20 protein-coding genes are annotated in these 20,452 nt (G+C 64.2%); 12 read left to right on the forward strand and 8 right to left on the reverse strand.

The window, feature by feature from the left end; translation table 11 throughout:
• Positions 1 to 247 precede the first annotated feature (247 nt).
• Genes RHODMAR_RS12400 through RHODMAR_RS12410 form a run of 3 tightly spaced genes read left to right on the forward strand, consistent with a single transcriptional unit; the run spans position 248 to position 3,110 of the window.
• The gene (locus RHODMAR_RS12400) at positions 248 to 1,366 is read left to right on the forward strand and encodes a Re/Si-specific NAD(P)(+) transhydrogenase subunit alpha (protein WP_008715015.1); all 1,119 of its coding nucleotides are present in this window, start codon (positions 248 to 250) and stop codon (positions 1,364 to 1,366) included.
• On the forward strand, positions 1,366 to 1,689 hold the full coding sequence (locus RHODMAR_RS12405) for an NAD(P) transhydrogenase subunit alpha (RefSeq protein WP_008715017.1): 324 nt from the start codon (positions 1,366 to 1,368) through the stop codon (positions 1,687 to 1,689). Before RHODMAR_RS12400 ends, RHODMAR_RS12405 begins: the two co-directional genes overlap by 1 nt.
• Positions 1,689 to 3,110: an NAD(P)(+) transhydrogenase (Re/Si-specific) subunit beta gene (locus RHODMAR_RS12410; protein ID WP_008715018.1), complete on the forward strand. Its 1,422-nt coding sequence runs from the start codon at positions 1,689 to 1,691 to the stop codon at positions 3,108 to 3,110. Before RHODMAR_RS12405 ends, RHODMAR_RS12410 begins: the two co-directional genes overlap by 1 nt.
• Before the next feature lie 39 nt (positions 3,111 to 3,149).
• Here RHODMAR_RS12410 and RHODMAR_RS12415 read toward each other — a convergent pair whose 3' ends face one another.
• Positions 3,150 to 3,713: a hypothetical protein gene (locus tag RHODMAR_RS12415; RefSeq protein WP_008715020.1), complete on the reverse strand. Its 564-nt coding sequence runs from the start codon at positions 3,711 to 3,713 to the stop codon at positions 3,150 to 3,152.
• A 743-nt stretch (positions 3,714 to 4,456) separates the two neighbouring features.
• Here RHODMAR_RS12415 and RHODMAR_RS12420 point away from each other — a divergent pair.
• Together RHODMAR_RS12420 and RHODMAR_RS12425 are read left to right on the forward strand one after the other, a co-directional pair.
• A complete protein-coding gene (locus RHODMAR_RS12420; protein WP_008715022.1) occupies positions 4,457 to 4,783 on the forward strand; it encodes a hypothetical protein in 327 nt (108 codons plus the stop codon).
• A gap of 101 nt (positions 4,784 to 4,884) precedes the next feature.
• A complete protein-coding gene (locus tag RHODMAR_RS12425; protein ID WP_008715024.1) occupies positions 4,885 to 5,910 on the forward strand; it encodes a phosphotransferase family protein in 1,026 nt (341 codons plus the stop codon).
• 5 nt (positions 5,911 to 5,915) lie between these two features.
• Here the strand turns inward: RHODMAR_RS12425 and RHODMAR_RS12430 are convergent, their stop codons facing one another.
• Both RHODMAR_RS12430 and RHODMAR_RS12435 read right to left on the reverse strand, forming a co-directional pair.
• Positions 5,916 to 6,389, reverse strand: coding sequence for an acyl-CoA thioesterase (locus RHODMAR_RS12430; RefSeq protein ID WP_008715027.1), 474 nt, complete (start codon positions 6,387 to 6,389; stop codon positions 5,916 to 5,918).
• A 10-nt stretch (positions 6,390 to 6,399) separates the two neighbouring features.
• Positions 6,400 to 7,617 (reverse strand): benzoate/H(+) symporter BenE family transporter, encoded by a 1,218-nt coding sequence (locus RHODMAR_RS12435; protein ID WP_008715028.1) that lies wholly within the window; start codon positions 7,615 to 7,617, stop codon positions 6,400 to 6,402.
• 178 nt (positions 7,618 to 7,795) lie between these two features.
• Here RHODMAR_RS12435 and RHODMAR_RS12440 point away from each other — a divergent pair, with 178 nt between their 5' ends.
• The gene (locus RHODMAR_RS12440; protein ID WP_042938994.1) at positions 7,796 to 8,542 is read left to right on the forward strand and encodes a GntR family transcriptional regulator; all 747 of its coding nucleotides are present in this window, start codon (positions 7,796 to 7,798) and stop codon (positions 8,540 to 8,542) included.
• Positions 8,543 to 8,544: 2 nt separating this feature from the next.
• Here RHODMAR_RS12440 and RHODMAR_RS12445 read toward each other — a convergent pair whose 3' ends face one another.
• Together RHODMAR_RS12445 and RHODMAR_RS12450 are read right to left on the reverse strand one after the other, a co-directional pair.
• Positions 8,545 to 9,009 carry a PTS sugar transporter subunit IIA gene (locus RHODMAR_RS12445; protein WP_008715032.1) on the reverse strand — a complete coding sequence of 155 codons (465 nt, stop codon included), beginning with the start codon at positions 9,007 to 9,009 and terminating at the stop codon, positions 8,545 to 8,547.
• The gene (locus RHODMAR_RS12450) at positions 9,006 to 9,236 is read right to left on the reverse strand and encodes a glucose PTS transporter subunit EIIB (RefSeq protein WP_008715034.1); all 231 of its coding nucleotides are present in this window, start codon (positions 9,234 to 9,236) and stop codon (positions 9,006 to 9,008) included. Before RHODMAR_RS12450 ends, RHODMAR_RS12445 begins: the two co-directional genes overlap by 4 nt.
• Positions 9,237 to 9,415: 179 nt before the next feature.
• Between RHODMAR_RS12450 and RHODMAR_RS12455 the strand changes: the two genes are divergently transcribed.
• From RHODMAR_RS12455 to nagB, 3 genes are read left to right on the forward strand one after another with little or no spacing between them, the layout of a single operon-like run.
• The gene (locus tag RHODMAR_RS12455) at positions 9,416 to 10,663 is read left to right on the forward strand and encodes a PTS transporter subunit EIIC (RefSeq protein ID WP_008715036.1); all 1,248 of its coding nucleotides are present in this window, start codon (positions 9,416 to 9,418) and stop codon (positions 10,661 to 10,663) included.
• Positions 10,660 to 11,844, forward strand: a complete 1,185-nt coding sequence (locus tag RHODMAR_RS12460) for an N-acetylglucosamine-6-phosphate deacetylase (protein WP_042938977.1) — start codon at positions 10,660 to 10,662, stop codon at positions 11,842 to 11,844. The genes RHODMAR_RS12455 and RHODMAR_RS12460 overlap by 4 nt, the downstream gene beginning before the upstream one ends.
• The gene (gene nagB, locus RHODMAR_RS12465) at positions 11,845 to 12,624 is read left to right on the forward strand and encodes a glucosamine-6-phosphate deaminase (RefSeq protein WP_008715040.1); all 780 of its coding nucleotides are present in this window, start codon (positions 11,845 to 11,847) and stop codon (positions 12,622 to 12,624) included. It abuts the gene before it with no gap.
• A gap of 1 nt (position 12,625) precedes the next feature.
• Here the strand turns inward: nagB and RHODMAR_RS12470 are convergent, their stop codons facing one another.
• The 3 genes from RHODMAR_RS12470 to RHODMAR_RS12480 all read right to left on the reverse strand — a co-directional run bounded on the left by RHODMAR_RS12470 (position 12,626) and on the right by RHODMAR_RS12480 (position 15,183).
• Positions 12,626 to 13,453, reverse strand: coding sequence for a shikimate 5-dehydrogenase (locus RHODMAR_RS12470; RefSeq protein ID WP_008715041.1), 828 nt, complete (start codon positions 13,451 to 13,453; stop codon positions 12,626 to 12,628).
• 10 nt (positions 13,454 to 13,463) lie between these two features.
• Complete coding sequence (locus RHODMAR_RS12475; RefSeq protein ID WP_081605987.1) at positions 13,464 to 14,138, reverse strand: HNH endonuclease family protein; 675 nt, start codon at positions 14,136 to 14,138, stop codon at positions 13,464 to 13,466.
• A gap of 139 nt (positions 14,139 to 14,277) precedes the next feature.
• Positions 14,278 to 15,183: an NADP-dependent oxidoreductase gene (locus tag RHODMAR_RS12480; protein WP_008715046.1), complete on the reverse strand. Its 906-nt coding sequence runs from the start codon at positions 15,181 to 15,183 to the stop codon at positions 14,278 to 14,280.
• An 89-nt stretch (positions 15,184 to 15,272) separates the two neighbouring features.
• Here RHODMAR_RS12480 and RHODMAR_RS12485 point away from each other — a divergent pair, with 89 nt between their 5' ends.
• The 3 genes from RHODMAR_RS12485 (at position 15,273) to RHODMAR_RS12495 (ending at position 20,448) form a co-directional block, all read left to right on the forward strand.
• Complete coding sequence (locus RHODMAR_RS12485) at positions 15,273 to 18,110, forward strand: DEAD/DEAH box helicase (RefSeq protein ID WP_008715048.1); 2,838 nt, start codon at positions 15,273 to 15,275, stop codon at positions 18,108 to 18,110.
• Entirely contained in the window at positions 18,110 to 18,862 is a 753-nt protein-coding gene (locus RHODMAR_RS12490) for an SWIM zinc finger family protein (RefSeq protein WP_042938979.1), read from the forward strand. The genes RHODMAR_RS12485 and RHODMAR_RS12490 overlap by 1 nt, the downstream gene beginning before the upstream one ends.
• Positions 18,863 to 18,939: 77 nt before the next feature.
• Positions 18,940 to 20,448: a CoA-acylating methylmalonate-semialdehyde dehydrogenase gene (locus tag RHODMAR_RS12495; RefSeq protein WP_008715052.1), complete on the forward strand. Its 1,509-nt coding sequence runs from the start codon at positions 18,940 to 18,942 to the stop codon at positions 20,446 to 20,448.
• The last annotated feature ends 4 nt before the right edge of the window (positions 20,449 to 20,452 follow it).

Raw genomic sequence — 20,452 nt, forward strand, 5'->3', positions numbered from 1 at the left:
GTGATAGGCCTGTGTGACGTGCACCACAAATGCGTGTCCCGTAGTCCCGGAACGCCGAACGGACTCGATTCAGAACGAATCGGACAGCGTTCCGAGCTACCCGCGGTCTATCTCCTCTGGCTACTATCAGGGACCTTGTGCCTTGTCGCATGGCTTCGTCCACTCGTCGCAAGCTCGGGGCCGTCGGTCGCCGAGTGAGCACCGATGAACGCCGAGTGGGCACCATTCAACGCAGGAAGACGGAGATTTGGATACAACGCAGAGCACTGAGAAGGGTTCGGGATCCACGACGGTCGTCGGTGTGGTTCGGGAATCGGGGGAGGGTGAGCGTCGCGTCGCTCTGGTGCCCAAGATCGTTGCCTCCCTGACAGGCAAGGGCGTCGAGGTGATCGTGGAGTCGGGTGCCGGACTCGGTGCCTTGATTCCGGACGAGCTGTACACCGCTGCCGGGGCGACGATCGGTGATCCGTGGTCGGCGGAGGTAGTGGTCAAGGTCGCGCCGCCGTCCGACGCCGAGATCGCCAAGTTGTCTGCGGGTTCCACACTGATCGGTTTCTTGGCACCGCGCAATGCGGAGAACAGCATCGGCGCACTGAAGGCGGCAGGCGTGCAGGCCTTTGCAGTGGAAGCGATTCCGCGTATTTCGCGCGCGCAGGTGATGGACGCACTGTCGTCTCAGGCCAATGTCGCCGGCTACAAGGCCGTTCTGCTGGCAGCGTCGGAATCGACTCGATTTTTCCCGATGCTCACCACCGCCGCAGGCACCGTCAAGCCCGCGACGGTACTGGTGCTCGGCGTCGGGGTGGCGGGTCTACAAGCATTGGCCACGGCCAAGCGTCTCGGCGGTCGCCCCACCGGCTACGACGTTCGCCCGGAGGTCGCCGATCAGGTCCGTTCGGTCGGCGCGCAGTGGCTCGATCTGGGTATCGACGCCGCGGGCGAGGGCGGCTATGCACGCGAGCTCACCGAGGACGAGCGGGTGCAGCAGCAGAAGGCACTCGAAGATGCCATCAAGGGTTTCGACGTGGTCATCACCACGGCCCTGGTGCCGGGTCGTCCGGCACCGCGGCTGGTCACGGCCGCGGCTGTCGAGGGAATGAAGCCTGGCAGCGTCGTCGTCGACCTCGCAGGTGAGACGGGCGGCAACTGTGAATTGACCGAGCCCGGTCAGACCGTCGTCAAGCACGACGTCACGATTTGTTCGCCGTTGAATCTGCCGGCCTCGATGCCCGAGCATGCCAGCGAGTTGTACTCGAAGAACATCTCGGCGCTGCTCGAACTGATGTTGGTCGACGGCAGGCTCGCCCCCGATTTCTCGGACGAGGTCCTCGCCGGTGCCTGCGTGACACGTGAGAAGGAGAACTGATGTACACCCCTCTGCTGGCGAACATCGCGATCCTGGTGCTGTCCGGGTTCGTGGGCTTCGCGGTGATTTCCAAGGTGCCCAACACCTTGCACACCCCGCTGATGTCGGGAACCAACGCCATCCACGGCATCGTGGTCCTCGGTGCGCTCGTCGTCCTCGGCAAGGTCGAGGATCCCTCGATCGGCCTGCAGGTCATCCTGTTCGTCGCCCTGGTCTTCGGCACCGTCAACGTGATCGGTGGATTCGTGGTCACCGACCGCATGCTGTCGATGTTCAAATCCAAGCCCGTCCCCGCCAAGACCTCGACGGGGGCTGATTCCTGATGGACAATCTCGTCAACATTCTCTACGTCGTCGCGTTCGGCATGTTCATCTACGGTCTGATGGGGCTGACCGGCCCCAAGACCGCAGTACGCGGCAACCAGATCGCCGCGGTCGGCATGTTCATCGCCGTCGTCGCAACGTTGATCTCCGTGCGTGAGACCGGAAACTGGATCCTGATCATCGTGGGACTCGTGGTCGGTGTCGCGCTCGGAATCCCACCGGCTCGCCGGGTCAAGATGACCGCGATGCCGCAGCTCGTGGCACTGTTCAACGGTGTCGGCGGCGGCACGGTTGCACTCATCGCCTGGGCCGAGTTCCTCGACACCTCCGGGTTCTCGCACTTCAATCACGGTGAATCACCGACGGTGCACATCGTCATCGGCTCACTGTTCGCGGCGATCATCGGCTCGATCTCGTTCTGGGGATCACTGATCGCGTTTCTCAAGCTCCAGGAGACTCTGCCCGGATCGCCGATCACCATCGGCAAGCTGCAGCAACCACTGAACGCGCTGCTGCTGATCGGTGCGATCGCAGCCGCGGTCGTCATCGGCATCAACGCCACCCCGGGCGGCGGAGTATCGCAGTGGTGGATCGTCGCAGTCCTCGTCCTGGCGGGCATCCTCGGGTTGACGGTGGTGCTGCCGATCGGCGGAGCGGACATGCCGGTGGTGATCTCACTGCTCAATGCGCTCACCGGGTTGTCGGCTGCCGCTGCGGGTCTGGCGCTCAACAACACCGCCATGATCGTGGCGGGCATGATCGTCGGTGCCTCGGGCACGATTCTGACCAACCTGATGGCCAAAGCGATGAATCGGTCGATCCCGGCGATCGTTGCAGGCGGCTTCGGCGGCGGCGACGCGGCGGCCGGACCCGCAGGCGCGGGCGGCGGTACTGCGAAAGCAACCTCGGCAGCCGATGCGGCGATTCAGATGGCCTACGCCAACCAGGTCATCGTCGTACCCGGCTACGGGCTCGCCGTTGCCCAAGCGCAGCACGCGGTCAAGGACATGGCGAAGTTGCTCGAGTCCAAGGGCGTCGAGGTCAAGTACGCCATTCACCCCGTCGCCGGCCGTATGCCCGGGCATATGAACGTGCTGCTCGCCGAGGCCGACGTCGCATACGACGCGATGAAGGAAATGGACGACATCAACGACGAGTTCTCCCGCACCGACGTCACGTTGGTCATCGGCGCGAACGATGTCACCAACCCCGCCGCGCGCAACGATCCGTCGAGCCCGATTCACGGAATGCCGATCCTGAACGTCGATCAGTCCAAGTCGGTCATCGTGCTCAAGCGTTCGATGTCCTCGGGCTTCGCCGGCATCGAAAACCCGCTCTTCTTCGCCGAGGGCACTTCCATGCTCTTCGGCGACGCCAAGAAGTCGGTCTCCGAGGTCACCGAGGAACTCAAAGCCCTCTGATTCCGACCTCTCGACAGCCACGATGGGGCGCTTCCGATATCAACGGGAGCGTCCCATCTTGCGTTGGACCGCCATAGCGGCGGTATCGAACGGGTTGCGAGCTTCACGGTCCGCGGCGTCGGGGGAGTAGAGCATGACGATCGAGCACGCCGGCCACCACACGAACACCACCGTCAGTGCACCAACGATCCCCACGATCGACGCAGAACCGACGAGCAGGGCGGACGCTGCCACCGCAAAGACCCCAACCGTCCCCAGCCCGAGGACCGCGGGCCGCCACGCGGTAGAGGCCACCATGGATGCTGCACCGAGCACAGCTACCACCGCCACGAGCTGCCCATACGGCAGGTCTGTGGACGACATGGTCGATCCGAAGACCTCACGAGCGAGCTCAGCGGTCAGCACGGCCCCGATGGTGCAGGCAATCACCGCGCCGATTCCGTAGGGCAGCTTGCGTAGCACTGCCACTACCGAGAGGACCGCGACCGCGGTCAGCACGGTGGTCACATCGATCGCACCGAGCGCGAGCGCAGCGAGTGCCGAGGCGCGGGTTGCGTCGGCCGACACGAACGGTTCCACGTGCGCTGCCGACAGCAGCAACACCAGCAGCAGACTCGCGGAGCATCCTGATACCGCCGCCCGTGTGACGATCGCTCGCCGGCGCGACGCGGTCGGGTCGCCGCCCGAAACTTCAGCTTTTCCAGGTCGAGGGGTTGTTCGCATCGGTCCGCTGTCGATACTCGGTGGTGACATGACCGTCACTGTGCCCGATCCGGCTGAACGCTGGATGTGAGGACGTTGGGAACCCCCTGAAGGTTTCCTCGATAACGATTCGATTACGACGTCGTGCCTGGTTGCGACGGGTGACTGTGCGACGAGGACGAACTCTCCGAGACAGGCCGAGAGTCGGCGACATGCCACCAATTCGGGTGTTTGGATTGTTTTTACCCATCCCGGCAGTCCTGCGACCTGAAACGAATTCGAGCGACGCGACACCGTGGTCACGGCTCTTCGGCGGCGGGAACTCGAGTCCGCTCGCTCTCCGGGTCTTCTACCTGGGAGTTTGTGCGCACATTGTTCATGATCACAATATTTCGCGAACCGAACTAGAACTTCGTTGCGAGATGTTGATTGGATGGGTCCAAGTGTGTGACGATAGTCACAGAAGCCAGTTCACCCTGGGCGAGACCGTCGAAATGAGCGTAGTTTCAGGCCCATCGGAAAGCTGTGTTTCATCGTTACATCCAGAATGGTAACGATTCGAACACGGTATTTGGTGCCCGTCGGAGCCTCTCGACGGCGGGTGCTCGAGACCTACGTACGCCGGAAACTCGAAGGAGAAGAACATGACCGCAATGTCTCAGGGACAGCTCGATATGGTCCGCGCGTTCTTTTGCAACGAGTTCCAAGCGGACTCCCTCGATCGGACGAGCATCCCGGATCCTACTGCCGACGCAGTTGCCGAGTGGATCGACGCATTGGCCACCAGCGGACTGTTCGCGCCCGCCGAGGTGCGCAACATTTCCTCGGTCTGGGCTGCGGAGCCGGACGCGCTGGTTGCCTTGCTCGTCGGTGAAGTGGACGAGGTCGCCGTCAGGCGTCACGGCGCATCGGCACCTGCCGCCGCAATAGCCACTCCGGCTTTGATTTCCGCTTTCGGTCGCGCCAGCTGACCTGTTTCCCCGCGGTGTCCGGGCACCACTTCGCTACGATCGGTCGACTCCGATTACGGCAGTCGACGATGGTTTGTCGCACAACGAAGTGAGGGCACCGAATGGGCACAGTGGGATTGAACGACGATGCGGTGTCGACCTGGATCGCGGGATTGGGGATCGGAGCAACGTCTCCGCTGACCTTTCGGCGAATCGGCAACGGACAGTCGAATCTCACCTACGAGGTGCGCGACGCGGGCTCTGGTACCTGGGTGCTACGTCGTCCACCGCTCGGACACCTTTTGGCGTCTGCGCACGATGTGGTGCGTGAGCATCGAATTCTGTCGGGGCTTCAGAACACCGCGGTGCCGGTTCCGAAAATGATTGCAATCACCGAGGATTCGTCGATCTCCGACGTCCCCCTCGTGCTTATGAGTTTCGTGGACGGCATCGTGGTCGACTCGGTTGCCGCAGCAGAGGCGTTGGACATCGACCACAGACGTCGCGTCGGTCTCGGTTTGACCGTGGCGCTGGCCGACATCCACCGCGTCGACCTGGACTCCTCGGGTCTCGCCGACCTGGCCAGTCAGAAGCCCTATGCCGCCCGTCAACTCGCCCGGTGGACCAAGCAATGGGAATCCTCGCGTACTCGAGACGTGCCGGGTATCGATTCGCTCGCAACGCGACTGACCGCCAACATTCCGCAGCAGCACGAGGTGACCCTGGTGCACGGAGATTTCCACCTCAGCAACGTCATCACCGACCGCGAGGATGGCCGGGTCGCCGCGGTCGTGGACTGGGAATTGTGCACACTCGGAGATCCCCTGGCGGATCTCGGCGGCTTGCTGGCCTATTGGCCGCAAGCCGACGACGGGGTCGCCGGCCCGTTCATGGCATCGACGCTTCCCGGTTTTCCGGTTCGGTCCGAGTTGGTCGGTTCGTATGCGCACAACACCGGGCGCGACGTATCCGATGTCGGATTCTGGGAGGTGTTGGCGCTGTGGAAGCTCGCTATCATCGCCGAGGGCGTGATGCGGCGGATGGAGGCGGACTCGCGGAACCGGGCCGTGGCGGGCGGGCCGACCACGACCCTCATCGACGACATCGTCGGCCGGGCACTGAACAGGGCCGACGAAATCGGCCTGTAGGAGAGTCAGTCGGCCGAGGTTCCGATGACCAGAGTGCGTGCGGCGCTCTCGATTTCGGGTGGGATCGGGACCGGCCTCCGAGTGGTGCCGTCGACGTAGACATGCACGAAACGCCCCCGAGCAGCCAGTTCGAGTGCATCGTCCGCGGCCTCCCGGAACAATGCGAGCGAGTACACGATGCTGCGTGTGCCCAGCTTCTCCACCGCCAGCCCCACCTGAAGGCGATCCGGAAAACTCAACTCCGACAGGTAGCGACACGATGTTTCTGCCACGACGCCGATTGCCGGAAGGGTTCGGATATCAACACCCGTCGTCTCCATCAACCAACCATTGACTGCGGTATCGAAATACGCGTAATACGTGACGTTGTTGACGTGGCCGTAATGGTCGTTGTCGTCCCACCGGGTCGGCACCGGCCACAAGGCCGGAAAATCCGACGCAAGGGACAACTCTACACTCTCGTTCGCCTGATCCGTCATGAACGTGACACTAATCAGTGCTCTCGGGAGCGGTCGGCGTCGGGGACTGCCGTCGCAGGATTGCCCGCACCACAAGTCCGACGGCCAACGCCCAGAACGCGGATCCGATGCCTGCGAACGTCGAGCCGGATGCGGCGACGAGGAACGTCAGGACGGTCGCTTCCCGGTCCGAGCTGTGTTCGAGCGCTCCGAACAACGACGCCGCGAGTGTCCCGAGCAGAGCAAGTCCGGCAACGGTTTCCACAACTCCGGCAGGTGCCGCGGCGACCAGGGTAGCCAGCGCCGTGGCCAGCAATGCGAGCACCAGATACGAGCAGCCGGCGGTGAAGGCAGCGATCCATCGACGCTTGGGGTCTGGATGGGCACCGGGATTGGCTGACAGCGCAGCGCTGATCGCAGCGAGATTGATCGTGTGACCACCGGCGAACGCGCCCAGGACGGTGCCGGTTCCGGTGACGGTCATCGACGCCCGCCACGGGATTCGGAAACCGAACGACGCCATGACCGTGGTCCCCGGGATGTTCTGCGACGCCATCGTGACGATGTACAGCGGCACCGCGATACCGATCGTCGCCTGCCAGGTCCAGTGCGGAACCGTCCAGTCGATTCGGGGAATCAGGTCGGATACCGCGATCGGGGTGCCGTTGGCGATGATGTCCGCGGCGATGATCGCAGCGGCGGCAGCGAACGCGGCGGGCACGGCCCAGCGTGGGCTGAAACGCAGAACGACGAGCCAGAGCACCACCACCGGCGCGATTTGCGCGGGGGAGCCGGCGAACGCGGCCACCGGTGCCGCGCACAGAGGCAAGAGAACCCCGGCCAACATCGCCTGGGCCAGGGGGATCGGTATTTTCGAGACCAGCGCGCCCAGCGTGGGCCACAGTCCCGTCAGAACGATCAGCACCCCGACCGTGACGAACGCGCCCACTGCGGCGGGCCATCCTCCCACCACCACGCCGGTTCCGGCCAGCAGTGCCGCACCGGGAGTCGACCATGCCAAAGTGATGGGCTGTCGGTATCGGCGCGCGAGCCACATCATGCCCAGGGCCTGTGTCACGCACAGCGCCGACAATCCCGAGGCTGCTTCGGCCGGGGTGGCACCCACCGCACGCAGGCCGGTCAGGACGACGGCGAAGGAGCTGGTGAAACCCACCAGTGAGGCCACGATTCCAGCACTGATGGGGGTCGAGAGCGGCGTGGGTCTGTCGGTGGCGTCGGCAGTGGTCACGAGTGTCGATGATGCACTGTGGGCAGACGTCTGTCGCGCTGTTTCCCATCGCTTCGATTCTCCGGCACCTCTCGGGAGCGGAATTCTGTCGGACCACCACCGGCGTGACGTAGTCTTTGGTTGGACCGGACCAGTCCGTACCGCTGGTCCGGCGAGTGACCGAAAGGCCGGCGCAGTGGTGATGCCCGTACATCTGAGGGACAGTCAGGTCCCCAAGCACGAACAACTGCGCGCAATTCTGTTGCATCGCTGCACCAAAGAGCTCCAACCGGGCGACTTGATGCCGAGCGAGCGGAAGTTGATGGAGGATTACGGCGTCAGCCGCATCACCGTCCGGGAAGCCATCGGACAGCTCGTCAACGACGGACATCTGGTGCGGGTCCGCGGCAAAGGTACTTTCGTTGCCAGTCGCACCGTGCAATCGCGTCTGCACCTGGCATCGTTCTCGGAGGAGATGCGCGCGCAAGGATTGACCCCCACGACCGTGGTGCTCTTTGCGCGGCTCGAAAACCCCTCCGCCGCAACAACTCGTGCTCTGGGTCTGGCCGACGGGGAGCAGACCTACCACGTCAAGCGTCTACGATTGGCCGACGCCGAACCGGTCAGCGTCGACGATGGCTGGTTTCGCGCGTCGCTGCTTCCCGGTCTGATCGACCACGATTTGAGCAAGTCGGTGTACGAGGCCGTGCACACCCATTACGGGCTGACCATCGACAGGGCCGAGCAGACCGTCAAAGCGACTGCGGCCGACAGTGATACCGCCACTCTGCTGGGCACCAAGCGCGGCGCCCCGGTGCTGTACTTCGACCGTGTCTCCTTCAGCGGCGACGAGCCCCTCGAACACACCGAGAGCTGGTACCGATGTGATCGGTATCAGCTGTCGATGGAGGTGGAAGGCCGACGCCGCACCACCCCGCGTCGGTGAGATCAGGGCAGCTCGAACAGCGGATCACCCGTTGTCACGTCGCTGCCGATTTGTGTGCTCGTGATCGAGTCCGGTTTCGAGTCCATCAGCACCACGGGAACCACATCCGAGTAGCCCGCTGCCGCGATCGCGGTGGGATCGTAGGTGACGACGAGGTCACCCGCCTGCACACGATCACCCTCGGCCGCAACGAGTTCGAAGCCCTCGCCCTTCATCTTCACGGTGTCGATACCGATATGTACCAGGACGCCCGCCTTGTCGTCGGTGAAGACGACGAACGCGTGTGGATGAAGCTTGAGTATTTTGCCCTCGACCGGTGAACGAACCTCGACGGGTCCGTTGCTGGGGGCCGGGCGCACTGCCACACCGGAACCCACCATCTGCGCGGAGAACACCGGGTCCGGCACGTCGGCGAGCGAGAACACCTGGCCGGCCACGGGACTGAGGACAGTCCGGCTGCCGTTCACAGAATGTCGCCGATGTCTTCTGCGAGCGTGTCCGCCTCGGGGCCGACGATGACCTGCACGGCTGTGCCCTTGTGGAACACGCCATGGGCCCCTGCCGCTTTGAGGGCTGCTTCGTCGACCAACGAGCCGTCCTTCACTTCGGTACGGAGCCGAGTGATGCATGCTTCGATCTCGACGATGTTGTCGGCGCCGCCGAGGCCCTTCACGATTGCATCCGCCTTGGACATGGTTTGTTCCTACTCTCTGTTGGCCGTATTTCCTGTCGGCCGGATCACACGTCTGGGTTGACATGAGCCTGCCACCTGGTCAAACTACAACTGGTAATGACCGGACAGTACCCCTGATGGCACCCGGTCACAACAACAGAATTCATCCTCGAAGGACCAGCCTCGAAGAGAAGGTCGCCATGACCCCGAAGAAAACGGATTCGGTCGACACCGAGTCGAAGAAGGAATCCCGGTCACTGGCCGGATTGCAGCGATTCGGGCGCAGTCTCATGCTCCCGATCGCCGTTCTGCCCGCCGCCGGAATTCTGCTGCGGCTCGGCCAAGACGACCTGCTCGGCAGATTCAGCGCGCTGGGGACCGCCGCCGCGGTCATCTCTGCCGCCGGTCAGGCGGTGTTCACGTGGCTTCCGCTGATCTTCGCCGTCGGTATCGCCATCGGCTGGGCCAAGAAGTCGGACGGTTCGACGGCGCTCGCCGCGGTCGTCGGATACATGGTGATGAACGGTGTCTTCACGGCAATGTCGCCGGTGGTCCTCGAGGGCAAGGTGGACGCCAACGGCGACCCGGCCGTGATCGACTACGGGGTGCTGGCCGGTATCGTCATCGGCCTGCTCTCTGCCATCCTCTGGCAGCGGTTCTACCGGCAGAAGTTGCCCGACTACCTCGGATTCTTCAGCGGCCGTCGGCTCGTGCCGATCCTGACCGCGATCACCGGTCTCGTTGTTGCCGTGATCATGTCGTTCGTCTACCCGATCTTCTACAGCGCGCTCAACTGGGTCGGGAATACCGTCGCCGATCACAGCGTGGTGGGCAGCGGCATCTACGGGTTCGCCAACCGCATGCTGATTCCGACCGGGCTGCACCACATTCTGAATTCGGTCGTCTGGTTCCTCGTCGGCGACTACCAGGATGCGAGCGGGCAGTTGGTGCGCGGTGACCTCAACCGGTTCTTCGCCGGTGACCCGTCCGCCGGAGTCTTCATGACCGGATTCTTTCCGATCATGATGTTCGCGCTTCCGGCCGCGGCATTCGCGATCTACCGCAACGCCAAGCCGTCACAGAAGAAAATCGTCGGCGGAATCATGCTGTCCACCGGCCTGACTGCCTTCGTCACCGGCATCACCGAGCCGCTCGAGTACTCGTTCATGTTCGTTGCCTGGCCGCTCTACATCATCCATGCTGTGCTGACCGGAACCTCGATGGCGCTGTGCAACGCGCTCGGAATTCACGACGGGTTCTTCTTCTCCGCCGGTGGCATCGACTACCTGCTGAACTACGGGATTGCCACCAAGGCATGGTTGCTGATTCCGATCGGCCTTGTCTATGCGGTGATCTACTACTTCCTGTTCAGTTTCGTCATCAAGAAGTGGAACCTGCGCACCCCGGGCCGCGAGGACGATGTGGCAGCCGAACCGACCCAGGCATGACCGGGTCGACAACGAGAACGCTGCGAGGTCGCGTCGTCACGGACGAGGAGGTGATCGAGGACGGCGTCGTCGCACTGACCGGAGATCGGATCTCGTGGGTCGGACCCAGTAGACGCTGGACGGGGGAGGCGGTATCGCAATCGGATTCGACGATCCTCCCGGGCTTGGTCGATGTGCACTGCCATGGCGGCAAAGGGGCGTCGTTCCCCGATTCCGCAGCCGCCGATCTCATGACTGCGGTGCGGCATCACCGTTCGCGCGGCACCACGACGATGCTCGCCTCGCTGGTGTCGGCACCGCCGGAACGGCTGATCGGGCAGACGTCGCTCTTGGCCGATCTGTACGAGTCCGGCGACATCGCCGGCGTGCACATCGAGGGGCCGTTTCTCTCCGTCGCTCGCTGCGGCGCTCAGGATCCGGCCTCGCTCCGCAGCGGTGACCCTGGCTTGCTGCGTGACATCCTGGGCGCAGGCCGTGGCGCGGTGCGGTCGATGACTCTCGCGCCCGAGGTGAACGGTTTCGACGCTGTCGCAGAGGTGCTGCGGGAGAACGACATACTGCCGAGCATCGGGCACACGGACGCCGACGCGCTCACCACCCGCCGCGGTATCGAGTCGCTGGGAAACGGGCCGATCACGGCCACCCATCTGTTCAACGGAATGCCGACCTGGCACCACCGTGCACCGGGGCCGGTGAGCGAGTGTTTGGCAGCCGCGGCCCGCGGTGTGATGGTGCTCGAACTGATCGGTGACGGAGTGCATCTTGCCGACGAGACCGTGCGTGCGGTGTTCGATCTCGTCGGTGGTGCGCAGATCGCACTGGTGTCCGACGCGATGGCTGCGGCCGGTATGTCGGACGGGCGATATCGACTCGGACCACTGGACGTGACCGTGCACGACTCGGTCGCACGGTTGTCCCGCGACGCAGATCCCGAGACGGCGCCGATTGCGGGTGGGACGGCGACCGCGTTGGATCTGCTGCGCCGGGCCGTGAAGAATGCCGGTGTGCCGTTGGTCCAGGCGGTGCGCGCAGGGGCGTCGACTCCGGCCAGATCGATCGGCCTCGGTTCCCAGATCGGCCGCCTGGAGAAGGGAATGAGAGCCGACGTAGTCGTAGTCGACTCCGACTTCGAACCGGTGCACGTCATCAAAGGTGGAGCTGCGATCGAGGAGGACAAGTAGATGGAGATCGTGATCCACGATGGGGTCGCCGAGGTGGACCGCACCGCCGCAGACATCGTCGAGCGATCGGTTCGTACCCCGCAGACGGTATTGGGATTGGCGACCGGATCCACACCGGTGGGCACGTATCGCGAACTGGCCAGACGGCATCGCGACGAGGGGCTGTCGTTCTCGCACTGTCGGGCCTTTCTGCTCGACGAGTACATCGGCGTGCCGAAAAGTGCTGAGCAGTCGTATTTCTCGTTCATTCGGGAGAACTTCGTCGACCACGTCGATCTGGACGACGACGCGGTGTTCTCTCCCGACGGCGAAGCCGACGACATCTCGGTGGAGGCGCAGCGGTACGACGCGGCGATCGCAGCAGCCGGTGGTATCGACGTTCAGATCCTGGGAATCGGCACCGACGGGCACATCGGATTCAACGAGCCCGGATCCTCGCTACGGTCCAGGACTCGGGTGAAGACGCTCACCGAACAGACGCGCGCAGACAATGCCCGCTTCTTCGACGCACCCGAGGACGTGCCACACCACGTACTGACGCAGGGCCTGGGCACCATCGACGAGGCACGTCACTTGGTGCTGATCGCGACGGGGGAGTCGAAGGCGCGCGCGGTGGCTGCCGCCGTCGAGGGGCCGTTGTCGGCGCACTGCCCTGCATCGGTAATTCAGTGGCACCCGCACGTGAGCGTGCTGCTGGACGAGGCCGCGGCGTCGTCGCTGGCGTTGGCGGAGTACTACCGCTACGCCTACGCCAACAAGCCTCGGTGGCAACACCTCTGAGTCAGCTGCGAGAGAACGTCGATGCGCGCGCGATCTGCTCGTCCGACGGCCGCACACCGGTGTAGAGGACGAATTGCTCGGCCGCCTGCAGGGCGATGACCTGCGCGCCGGTGATCACCGGTTTGTTCGCCGCGCGGGCGGCCACGATCAGCGGCGTCTCCGACGGCATGGCGACGACGTCGATCACCGCGTGTGCCGCGCCGATCTGTTCGTCGGTGAACGGTGCGGAATCTGCGTCGGGTCCACCGGCCATCCCCACCGGGGTGACGTTCACCAATAGGTCTGCGGCCACTGCCTGGGCAGACCAGGCGTAGCCGTAGTTCTCGGCGAGGGCAGAGCCGGTGTTCGCGTTACGGGCGACGACGGTGCCACGGGTGAAACCCGAATCGCGCAGTGCAGCAACGACAGCCTTGGCCATGCCGCCGCTTCCGGTGACGGCCACCGACAAATCGGGCGGAAAGGATTGTGTCGCGAGCAGATTCGCAATGGCCTGGTAGTCGGTGTTGTACGCGTGCAGAACGCCGTTCTCGTTGACGATGGTGTTGACGGATTCGATCGCGCTCGCGGACTCGTGCATGACGTCGACCAGGTCGATGACATCTTCCTTGAACGGCATGGAGACGGCGCAGCCTCGAATGCCCAGCGCGCGAACGCCACCCACGGCGGCGGCAAGATCGGTGGTGGTGAATGCCTTGTAGACGAAGTTCAGGTCCAGCTCGTCGTACAGGTAGTTGTGGAAGCGCGTCCCGATGTTGCTCGGTCGGCCGGACAGAGACATGCACAGCTGCGTCTCACGGTTGAGGAAGCTGCGCGACGGTGCCGTTGACATCGTTCTGACCTTACCCTTGGCACGTCGACGCGACCGAGCCGAGAACACTGTTGTCGGCCTCGGTGATCGGTAGCTCGTACTGAGCGGCAACGGAGAGGTATTTACCCGCGTAGAAGCAGTGGTAGGCCGCATTCGGCGGCATCCATTGTGAGGGTGTCTTGTCACTCTTGCTCTGGTTGTCGGCTCCGTTGACCGCCAAGAGGTTGAAGGTGATGTCGTTGGCGAATCTGATGCGCTTGTCGGGTAACCATGTGTTCGCTCCCATGTCCCACGCGGCGGACAGAGGGTAGACGTGGTCGATCTGAATCTGCCCGGCATCGGCTTTGGTGAACTGCAGTCGCTCACCGGAATACGGATCGGAGAGCATGCCCGACAGCACGACGCAGTTGTGGGTGCGCTCTCGAAACTCGACCTCGGTCATCGACAGCGCCAACACATTGTCGCGAGTTCCGCAGCCGTCGTGGCCGCCCGGCCCGTCGTAGTCGTCCGTCCACGCAGGCCCGAAAACGCACCCTTCACCGCTCTTGCATCCGCGCTCGTACCCGAGGGCGTCGGGCCGGGCAGCGACCACGCGTACCTGGGCGAGCAGCTCGTCGATCTGCACTCGGGTAGGGCTACCAGGTGCAGGCGCGGCCGGAGCGAAGCCCGGGATCACCGGCCGGTCGCACGACCCGAAGCCGGCCATCACCACCGCAGCGATCACCAGCGCCACGGCTACCCACACTTTTTTCACACACACCCCATCTTCGATCTGTGCATTCGGCCTTCGGGGTAGCAGTGTGCCGGACGGTACCGACAGTGACTCCGCACGCTGACAGCCGGAGTCAACGAACCTCGACGACGACTTTGCCGAGAGCGTGCCCGTTCTCGACGAGAGCGAGAGCCTCACCGGCGCGGTCGAGTGGGAAGACGTGGTCGATGCGCGGTCGAAGCACGCCGTTCGTCACCAGATCTGCCAACCGAGTGAATGCGGCGGTGGTGCGATCACGTTGTGCTCCGGACCCGCCCCACCGGGCGGCCAGCGTCGGGTCGGCGACGCTGACGATCGGTGTCCCCGAGTGCACATTGGACGCGGCCGCGCGCAGCGTGTCACCGCCGACGAGGTCGACGATGCCGTGGACCGGTCGCGAAAGGGAATGGACGTAGTCGGGGCCGGCGGCGACGAACTCGGCACCGAGGCTCTCGATCCATTCCCTTTTGCCGGGGCTCGCGACGGCGAGAACGTCGATGTCATCGGCGCGCGCCAGCTGCAGAACCGACGATCCGACCCCGCCTCCAGCGCCGAGCACGAGCAGCGTGTTGCCCGAAACCAACGCCAGCCCGCGCAGAGAGTCGTAGGCGGTCCCGGCCGCAACCGGCAGAGTGGCTGCGGCTGCCCAGGACACCGAATCGGGCTTGTGCGCAGTGCTCGACGCGTTCAGCACGGTGTACTGCGCGTAGCCGCCGTATCCCGACGCGGTCGCCCCGAACACTTCGTCACCGACCGAGAACTCGGCCACACCGGAGCCGGCCCCGACGACGGTGCCCGACACTTCCCGCCCCAGTACCGCGGGCAGGGTGATCTGCACGGTGTCTTTGCGGTTGCCCGCCCGCACCTTCCAATCGGCGGGATTCACCCCGGCTGCGTGCACCGCGACGAGAATTTGCCCGGACCCGGGCTCTGCGATGGGTAGGTCGAGCAGGGACTCGGTCTCGGGTCCGCCGTATTCGCTGAAGCCGTACGCGATCATGTGAACACTGTGCCCTACGGACCGGACCGAGCGGTGGCGTCGGACTGCCTCGCCGAGGAGATGTCGGTGCGTCCTGGTTGGATGGACCGATGTTGCACGGTCTGTGGTCTCCCGGTGCGGGGCTGATGCTGTGGGACGACGAGGTCACCACCGGCGACGAACCCGATCTCCCTCCAACTCACTCTCAGATCCTCACCAGGACGTTTCGGCACCGTGCGTCGGTGTCGTTTCCGTCGGCCGGCCACAGCGCGACCGCGCGGGCACCCGTTCAGGTTCCGGCGATCGCACTCGCCCCGCACGATGCAGCGGACCTGCTGTTGCGGACGCCACCCGACCACGCGCTGATCTCCGGTGATCTGCTGTTCCTGGCGCACGTCGCGCGTGGAATCGAACGCTGGGTCCGCGGCGGCCGGGTGGTTCCTGCGCTGAAATTGATGGACGGGCAATGGTGGCCGCGCTGGCGTTTGGTCGGCGGTGAGCGTCAACGCGCCTGGCTCAGCGAACTCGCCGTGTCGATGCCGTCGGTGCAGCGTGCGTCGGAGCGGCCCAAGAAGGTCCTCGACGACGTGGTCGAGGAGCTCACCGATCCGATAGTCAGATCGCTTCTGGGTAGACCGGACTCGGAGCATCCGCTGCTGTCTGCTCTGATTCGTGACGACCCGTATGCAGACGGCACCCAACAGATCTCGACGTTACTGGAGAACTGGCGCGGAAGTCTCACCGTCGACGAGCCGTCTCTGGTGCTGCGTCTGCTCGAACCCGATGACGACGAAACCGATGACAACGAACCCGAGGGCACCGAGTCGGTGGAGTCGTTCTGGACGCTCCAGGTGTGTCTGCGCGCGGACGGTGAAGCGCCACGTCCGGTTCCGATGAGCCGCAAGGTCGATGCGGCCCTGCTGTCGATCGCCGTGCGCAAGCTCGGTGAGGCCGTCGCGGCCTACCCGAGGCTGCGGGATCTGCCGTCCCAGGAAGGCACCCTCGATCTGCTGCTCCCCACCTCGGTCGTCATCGATCTCGTCGAACATGGCGCCACGGCATTGGCGACCGCCGGAACGACGGTGTTGCTGCCGCGGGCCTGGACTCGGTTGGACCCGTCGATGCGGCTGCGAGTCGAGTCCCCTGCGGTGACGAAAGCTGCCGCTGACCGCGCGGTCGGCATGGACGAGTTGGTGTCCTACGACTGGCAGCTCCAACTCGGTGACATGGTGCTCACCGAGGCGGAGATGAACAAGCTCGCCGTCGCCAAGGGCGATCTCGTACGGCTGCGTGGTCAATGGGTGCTGGCCGACGGCGGACAGCTCGCCCGGGCTGCGAGGTACGTCGCCGAGCATCACGGCGACGGGACTGCGCTGAGCACGCTGATGCGTGAGATGACGTTGGCCGATCCACCCCCGGCACCGGTTCAGGACATCCGCGCCACCGGATGGGCGGCCACGCTGCTCGAGCCCGGGGCGGTGCCGGAGTCGATCCCGGTGCCCGACGGCGTGAACGCAGTTCTTCGGCCGTACCAGCAGCGAGGACTGGACTGGCTCGCGTTCATGAGTCGGCTCGGACTCGGGGCGGTGCTGGCCGACGACATGGGGCTCGGTAAGACGCTGCAGGTGCTGACACTGCTTGCCCACGAACGAAGCTCGAAGCCGACGCTGCTGGTGGCACCGATGTCGGTGGTGGGCAATTGGCAGCGCGAGGCGCACAAGTTCACGCCCGCACTACGCGTCCTCGTGCACCACGGTCCGGCTCGGTCGAAGGGGGACGAGCTCGATCAGGCGATCGCCGAACACGATCTGATCGTCACCACGTATGCGCTGATGGCCAAGGATCGTGCGCAATTGTCGGAGCAGACATGGCGGCGCGTGGTACTGGACGAGGCTCAGCACATCAAGAATGCGGGCACCGTGCAAGCCAAGGCCGCGCTAGCCATTCCTGCGGAACACAAGTTGGCGCTCACCGGAACGCCGGTGGAAAACCGTCTCGACGAGCTGAGATCGATTCTCGACTTCGCCAATCCGGGAATGTTGGGTCGGCCGTCCGATTTTCGGAAACGATTTTCCGTGCCGATCGAGCGTGAGAACGACGAGAACGCCGTCTCGCGGCTGCGTGCCATTACGTCACCGTTCATTCTGCGCCGCGTCAAGACCGATCCGACGGTCATCTCGGATCTGCCCGACAAGAACGAAATGACAGTGCGCGCCAACCTCACAGCCGAGCAGGCAGCGCTGTACAAGGCGGTCGTCGACGAGATGATGGCGCAGATCGCGGACGCGAAGGGGATGAAGCGGAAGGGTGCGGTGCTGTCCGCGCTCACTCGCCTCAAACAGGTGTGCAACCACCCGGCTCATTTCCTGTCCGACGGCTCGCCTGTGCTCAAGAGAGGCCAGCACCGGTCCGGAAAGATCGGGTTGGTGGAGGACATGCTCGATTCGATTCTGGGCGACAACGAGAAGGTGTTGCTGTTCACGCAGTTCCGGGAGTTCGGCGAGCTCGTGGCACCGTACTTCGCGGACCGGTTCGGAGCCGAGGTGCCGTTCCTGCACGGCGGTGTGAGCAAGAGCAAGCGCGATGCAATGGTGGAGAAGTTTCAGAGCGCGGACGGTCCGCCGATCATGATGCTCTCACTCAAGGCCGGTGGTACCGGATTGAATCTTACGGCTGCCAATCATGTTGTGCATCTGGATCGTTGGTGGAATCCAGCGGTGGAGAATCAGGCGACGGACCGGGCGTTTCGGATCGGACAACGCAAGAACGTCGAGGTGCGCAAACTGCTGTGTGTGGGCACCGTGGAGGAGCGGATCGACTCGATGCTCGTCTCGAAACAGGGCCTGGCTGATCTGGCGGTGGGCACCGGCGAGAGTTGGGTGACCGAAATGGACACTGCGGAACTGCAGGAACTGTTCCGTCTCAGTGAGGATGCGGTGGGGGAGTGATGGCAGACTTCTCGCAGTACGGAAAACGGCGAAAAGCCAAGGGCGGAATCGAGTCCCGAAACAAACGTGGAGCCTTCGGGCAGACCTGGTGGGGTAGACACTTCGTCGCTGCGATGGAAGACCTGGCGGATCCGGGTCGTATTGCACGGGGCAGAACCTATGCGCGCCAGGGGCAGGTGCTCAATCTCGGCGTCGAGCGCGGGCAGATATACGGCGAGGTGCAGGGCAGTCAGCTCGAGCCGTTCTCGGCCTCGGTCACCGTCGATCCGCTCTCGCAGGGTGAGGTTGCCGCGCTCGTCGACCGGGTTCGATCGAATCCTGGAATGCTGGCCGAGTTGGCATCGAATGCCATTCCGCAGGCTTTGGCGGCTATGTTGCTGCCGCACGACAAGGGACAGCTCGATTTCGATTGCACGTGCCCCGACGATGGCTGGCCGTGCAAGCACGCGGCGGCGCTGATGTACATCGCAGCAGAACACATCGACGCGTCTGCGGCCACCATCCTGACACTTCGTGGGGTCGATCTCGATCAGCTGATCGAGGGGGTCGGAGACGGGGGTGACGAGTTCGATGCCGACGACTGGTTCGCAGATCACGCGTCCTTCCCCCAACTTCCCCAGGTGTCGTTCGCTCCCGCAATGGACGATCTCGACCCGTTGATCCTGCGTCGAATCTTCCGGGCCGACGGCTCCAACGAGGCCGAGGTCAGTGCGGCCTGCGCCGACCTGAGACAGTTCTACGACCGGATGTAGTGCGGTGTGGACTTACATGGACATCCGACTATAGGATGGGCGTACTTCACTTTCACGCTCCAGGACGGACGAACTCCATGACTCGCGAACTCACGCACTTCATCGGTGGCAAGCATGTCGCCGGCACCTCCGGAAAGTTCGGGGACGTCTTCGATCCCAACACGGGTGAGGTGCAGGCCCGTGTACCTCTGGCCGACGTCTCCGAGGTCGAGGCCGCGATCGCCGATGCCGAACAGGCGCAACGTGAGTGGGCCACCTGGAACCCTCAGCGTCGGGCCCGCGTACTGATGAAATTCCTTGCTCTGGTCACCCGTGACATGGACGAACTCGCGCGCTTGCTGTCCTCCGAGCACGGCAAGACGATCGCGGACGCGCGGGGCGATGTGCAGCGCGGCGTCGAGGTCGTCGAGTTCGCCGTCGGTGTTCCGCACCTGCTCAAGGGCGAGTACACCGAGGGAGCGGGCGGCGGCATCGACGTCTACTCGATGCGTCAGCCGCTCGGCGTCGTCGCCGGAATCACCCCGTTCAACTTCCCCGCGATGATTCCGCTGTGGAAGGCCGGACCGGCCATCGCCTGCGGCAACGCCTTCATCCTGAAGCCGTCCGAGCGTGATCCGTCCGTTCCGCTCAAGCTCGCCGAGCTCTTCCTCGAAGCCGGACTCCCGCCCGGCGTGTTCAACGTGGTCAACGGTGGCAAGGACGCCGTCGACGTGCTGCTCACCGACGACCGCGTCAAGGCCATCGGCTTCGTGGGCTCGACGCCCATCGCGCAGTACATCTACGAGACGGCAGCGCAGCACGGCAAGCGCGCACAGTGCTTCGGCGGAGCCAAGAATCACGCACTGGTGATGCCCGACGCCGATCTGGACGAGGTCGCCGACGCACTTCTCGGTGCTGCCTACGGTTCGGCCGGCGAGCGATGCATGGCGATTTCCGTCGCGGTTCCGGTCGGTGAGGAGACCGCCGATGCGCTCGTCGCCAAGCTGACCGAGCGGGTGGCGAAGCTGAAGATCGGCCGCTCCGACGACGAGAACGCGGACTTCGGTCCGCTCGTGGGTAGCGATGCACTGAAGCGGGTCAACGACTACACCCAGATCGGTATCGACGAGGGCGCGGAGCTCGTTGTCGACGGACGCGGCTTCAGTCTGGCCGGCCACGAGAACGGATTCTTCGCCGGCGCAACACTGTTCGACAAAGTGACCACCGATATGCGGATCTACAAGGAAGAGATCTTCGGACCCGTCCTGATCGTCGTCCGCGCCAAGGACTACGAGGACGCGCTCCGCCTGCCCACCGAGCACGAATACGGCAATGGCGTATCCATCTTCACCCGCGACGGTGACACCGCTCGCGACTTCTGTTCCCGCGTGCAGGTGGGCATGGTGGGCGTCAACGTGCCGATTCCGGTGCCGATCGCCTACCACACGTTCGGTGGTTGGAAGCGTTCGGGATTCGGCGATCTCAACCAGCACGGACCCGACTCGATTCGCTTCTACACCAAGACCAAGACCGTCACCCAGCGCTGGCCGTCGGGCACCAAAGAGGCAGCTGCGCAGAATCACTTCGTCATTCCGAACATGGACTGATCGA

It is taken from the genome of Rhodococcus sp. AW25M09 (assembly GCF_000333955.1).
Classification (GTDB): domain Bacteria; phylum Actinomycetota; class Actinomycetes; order Mycobacteriales; family Mycobacteriaceae; genus Rhodococcoides.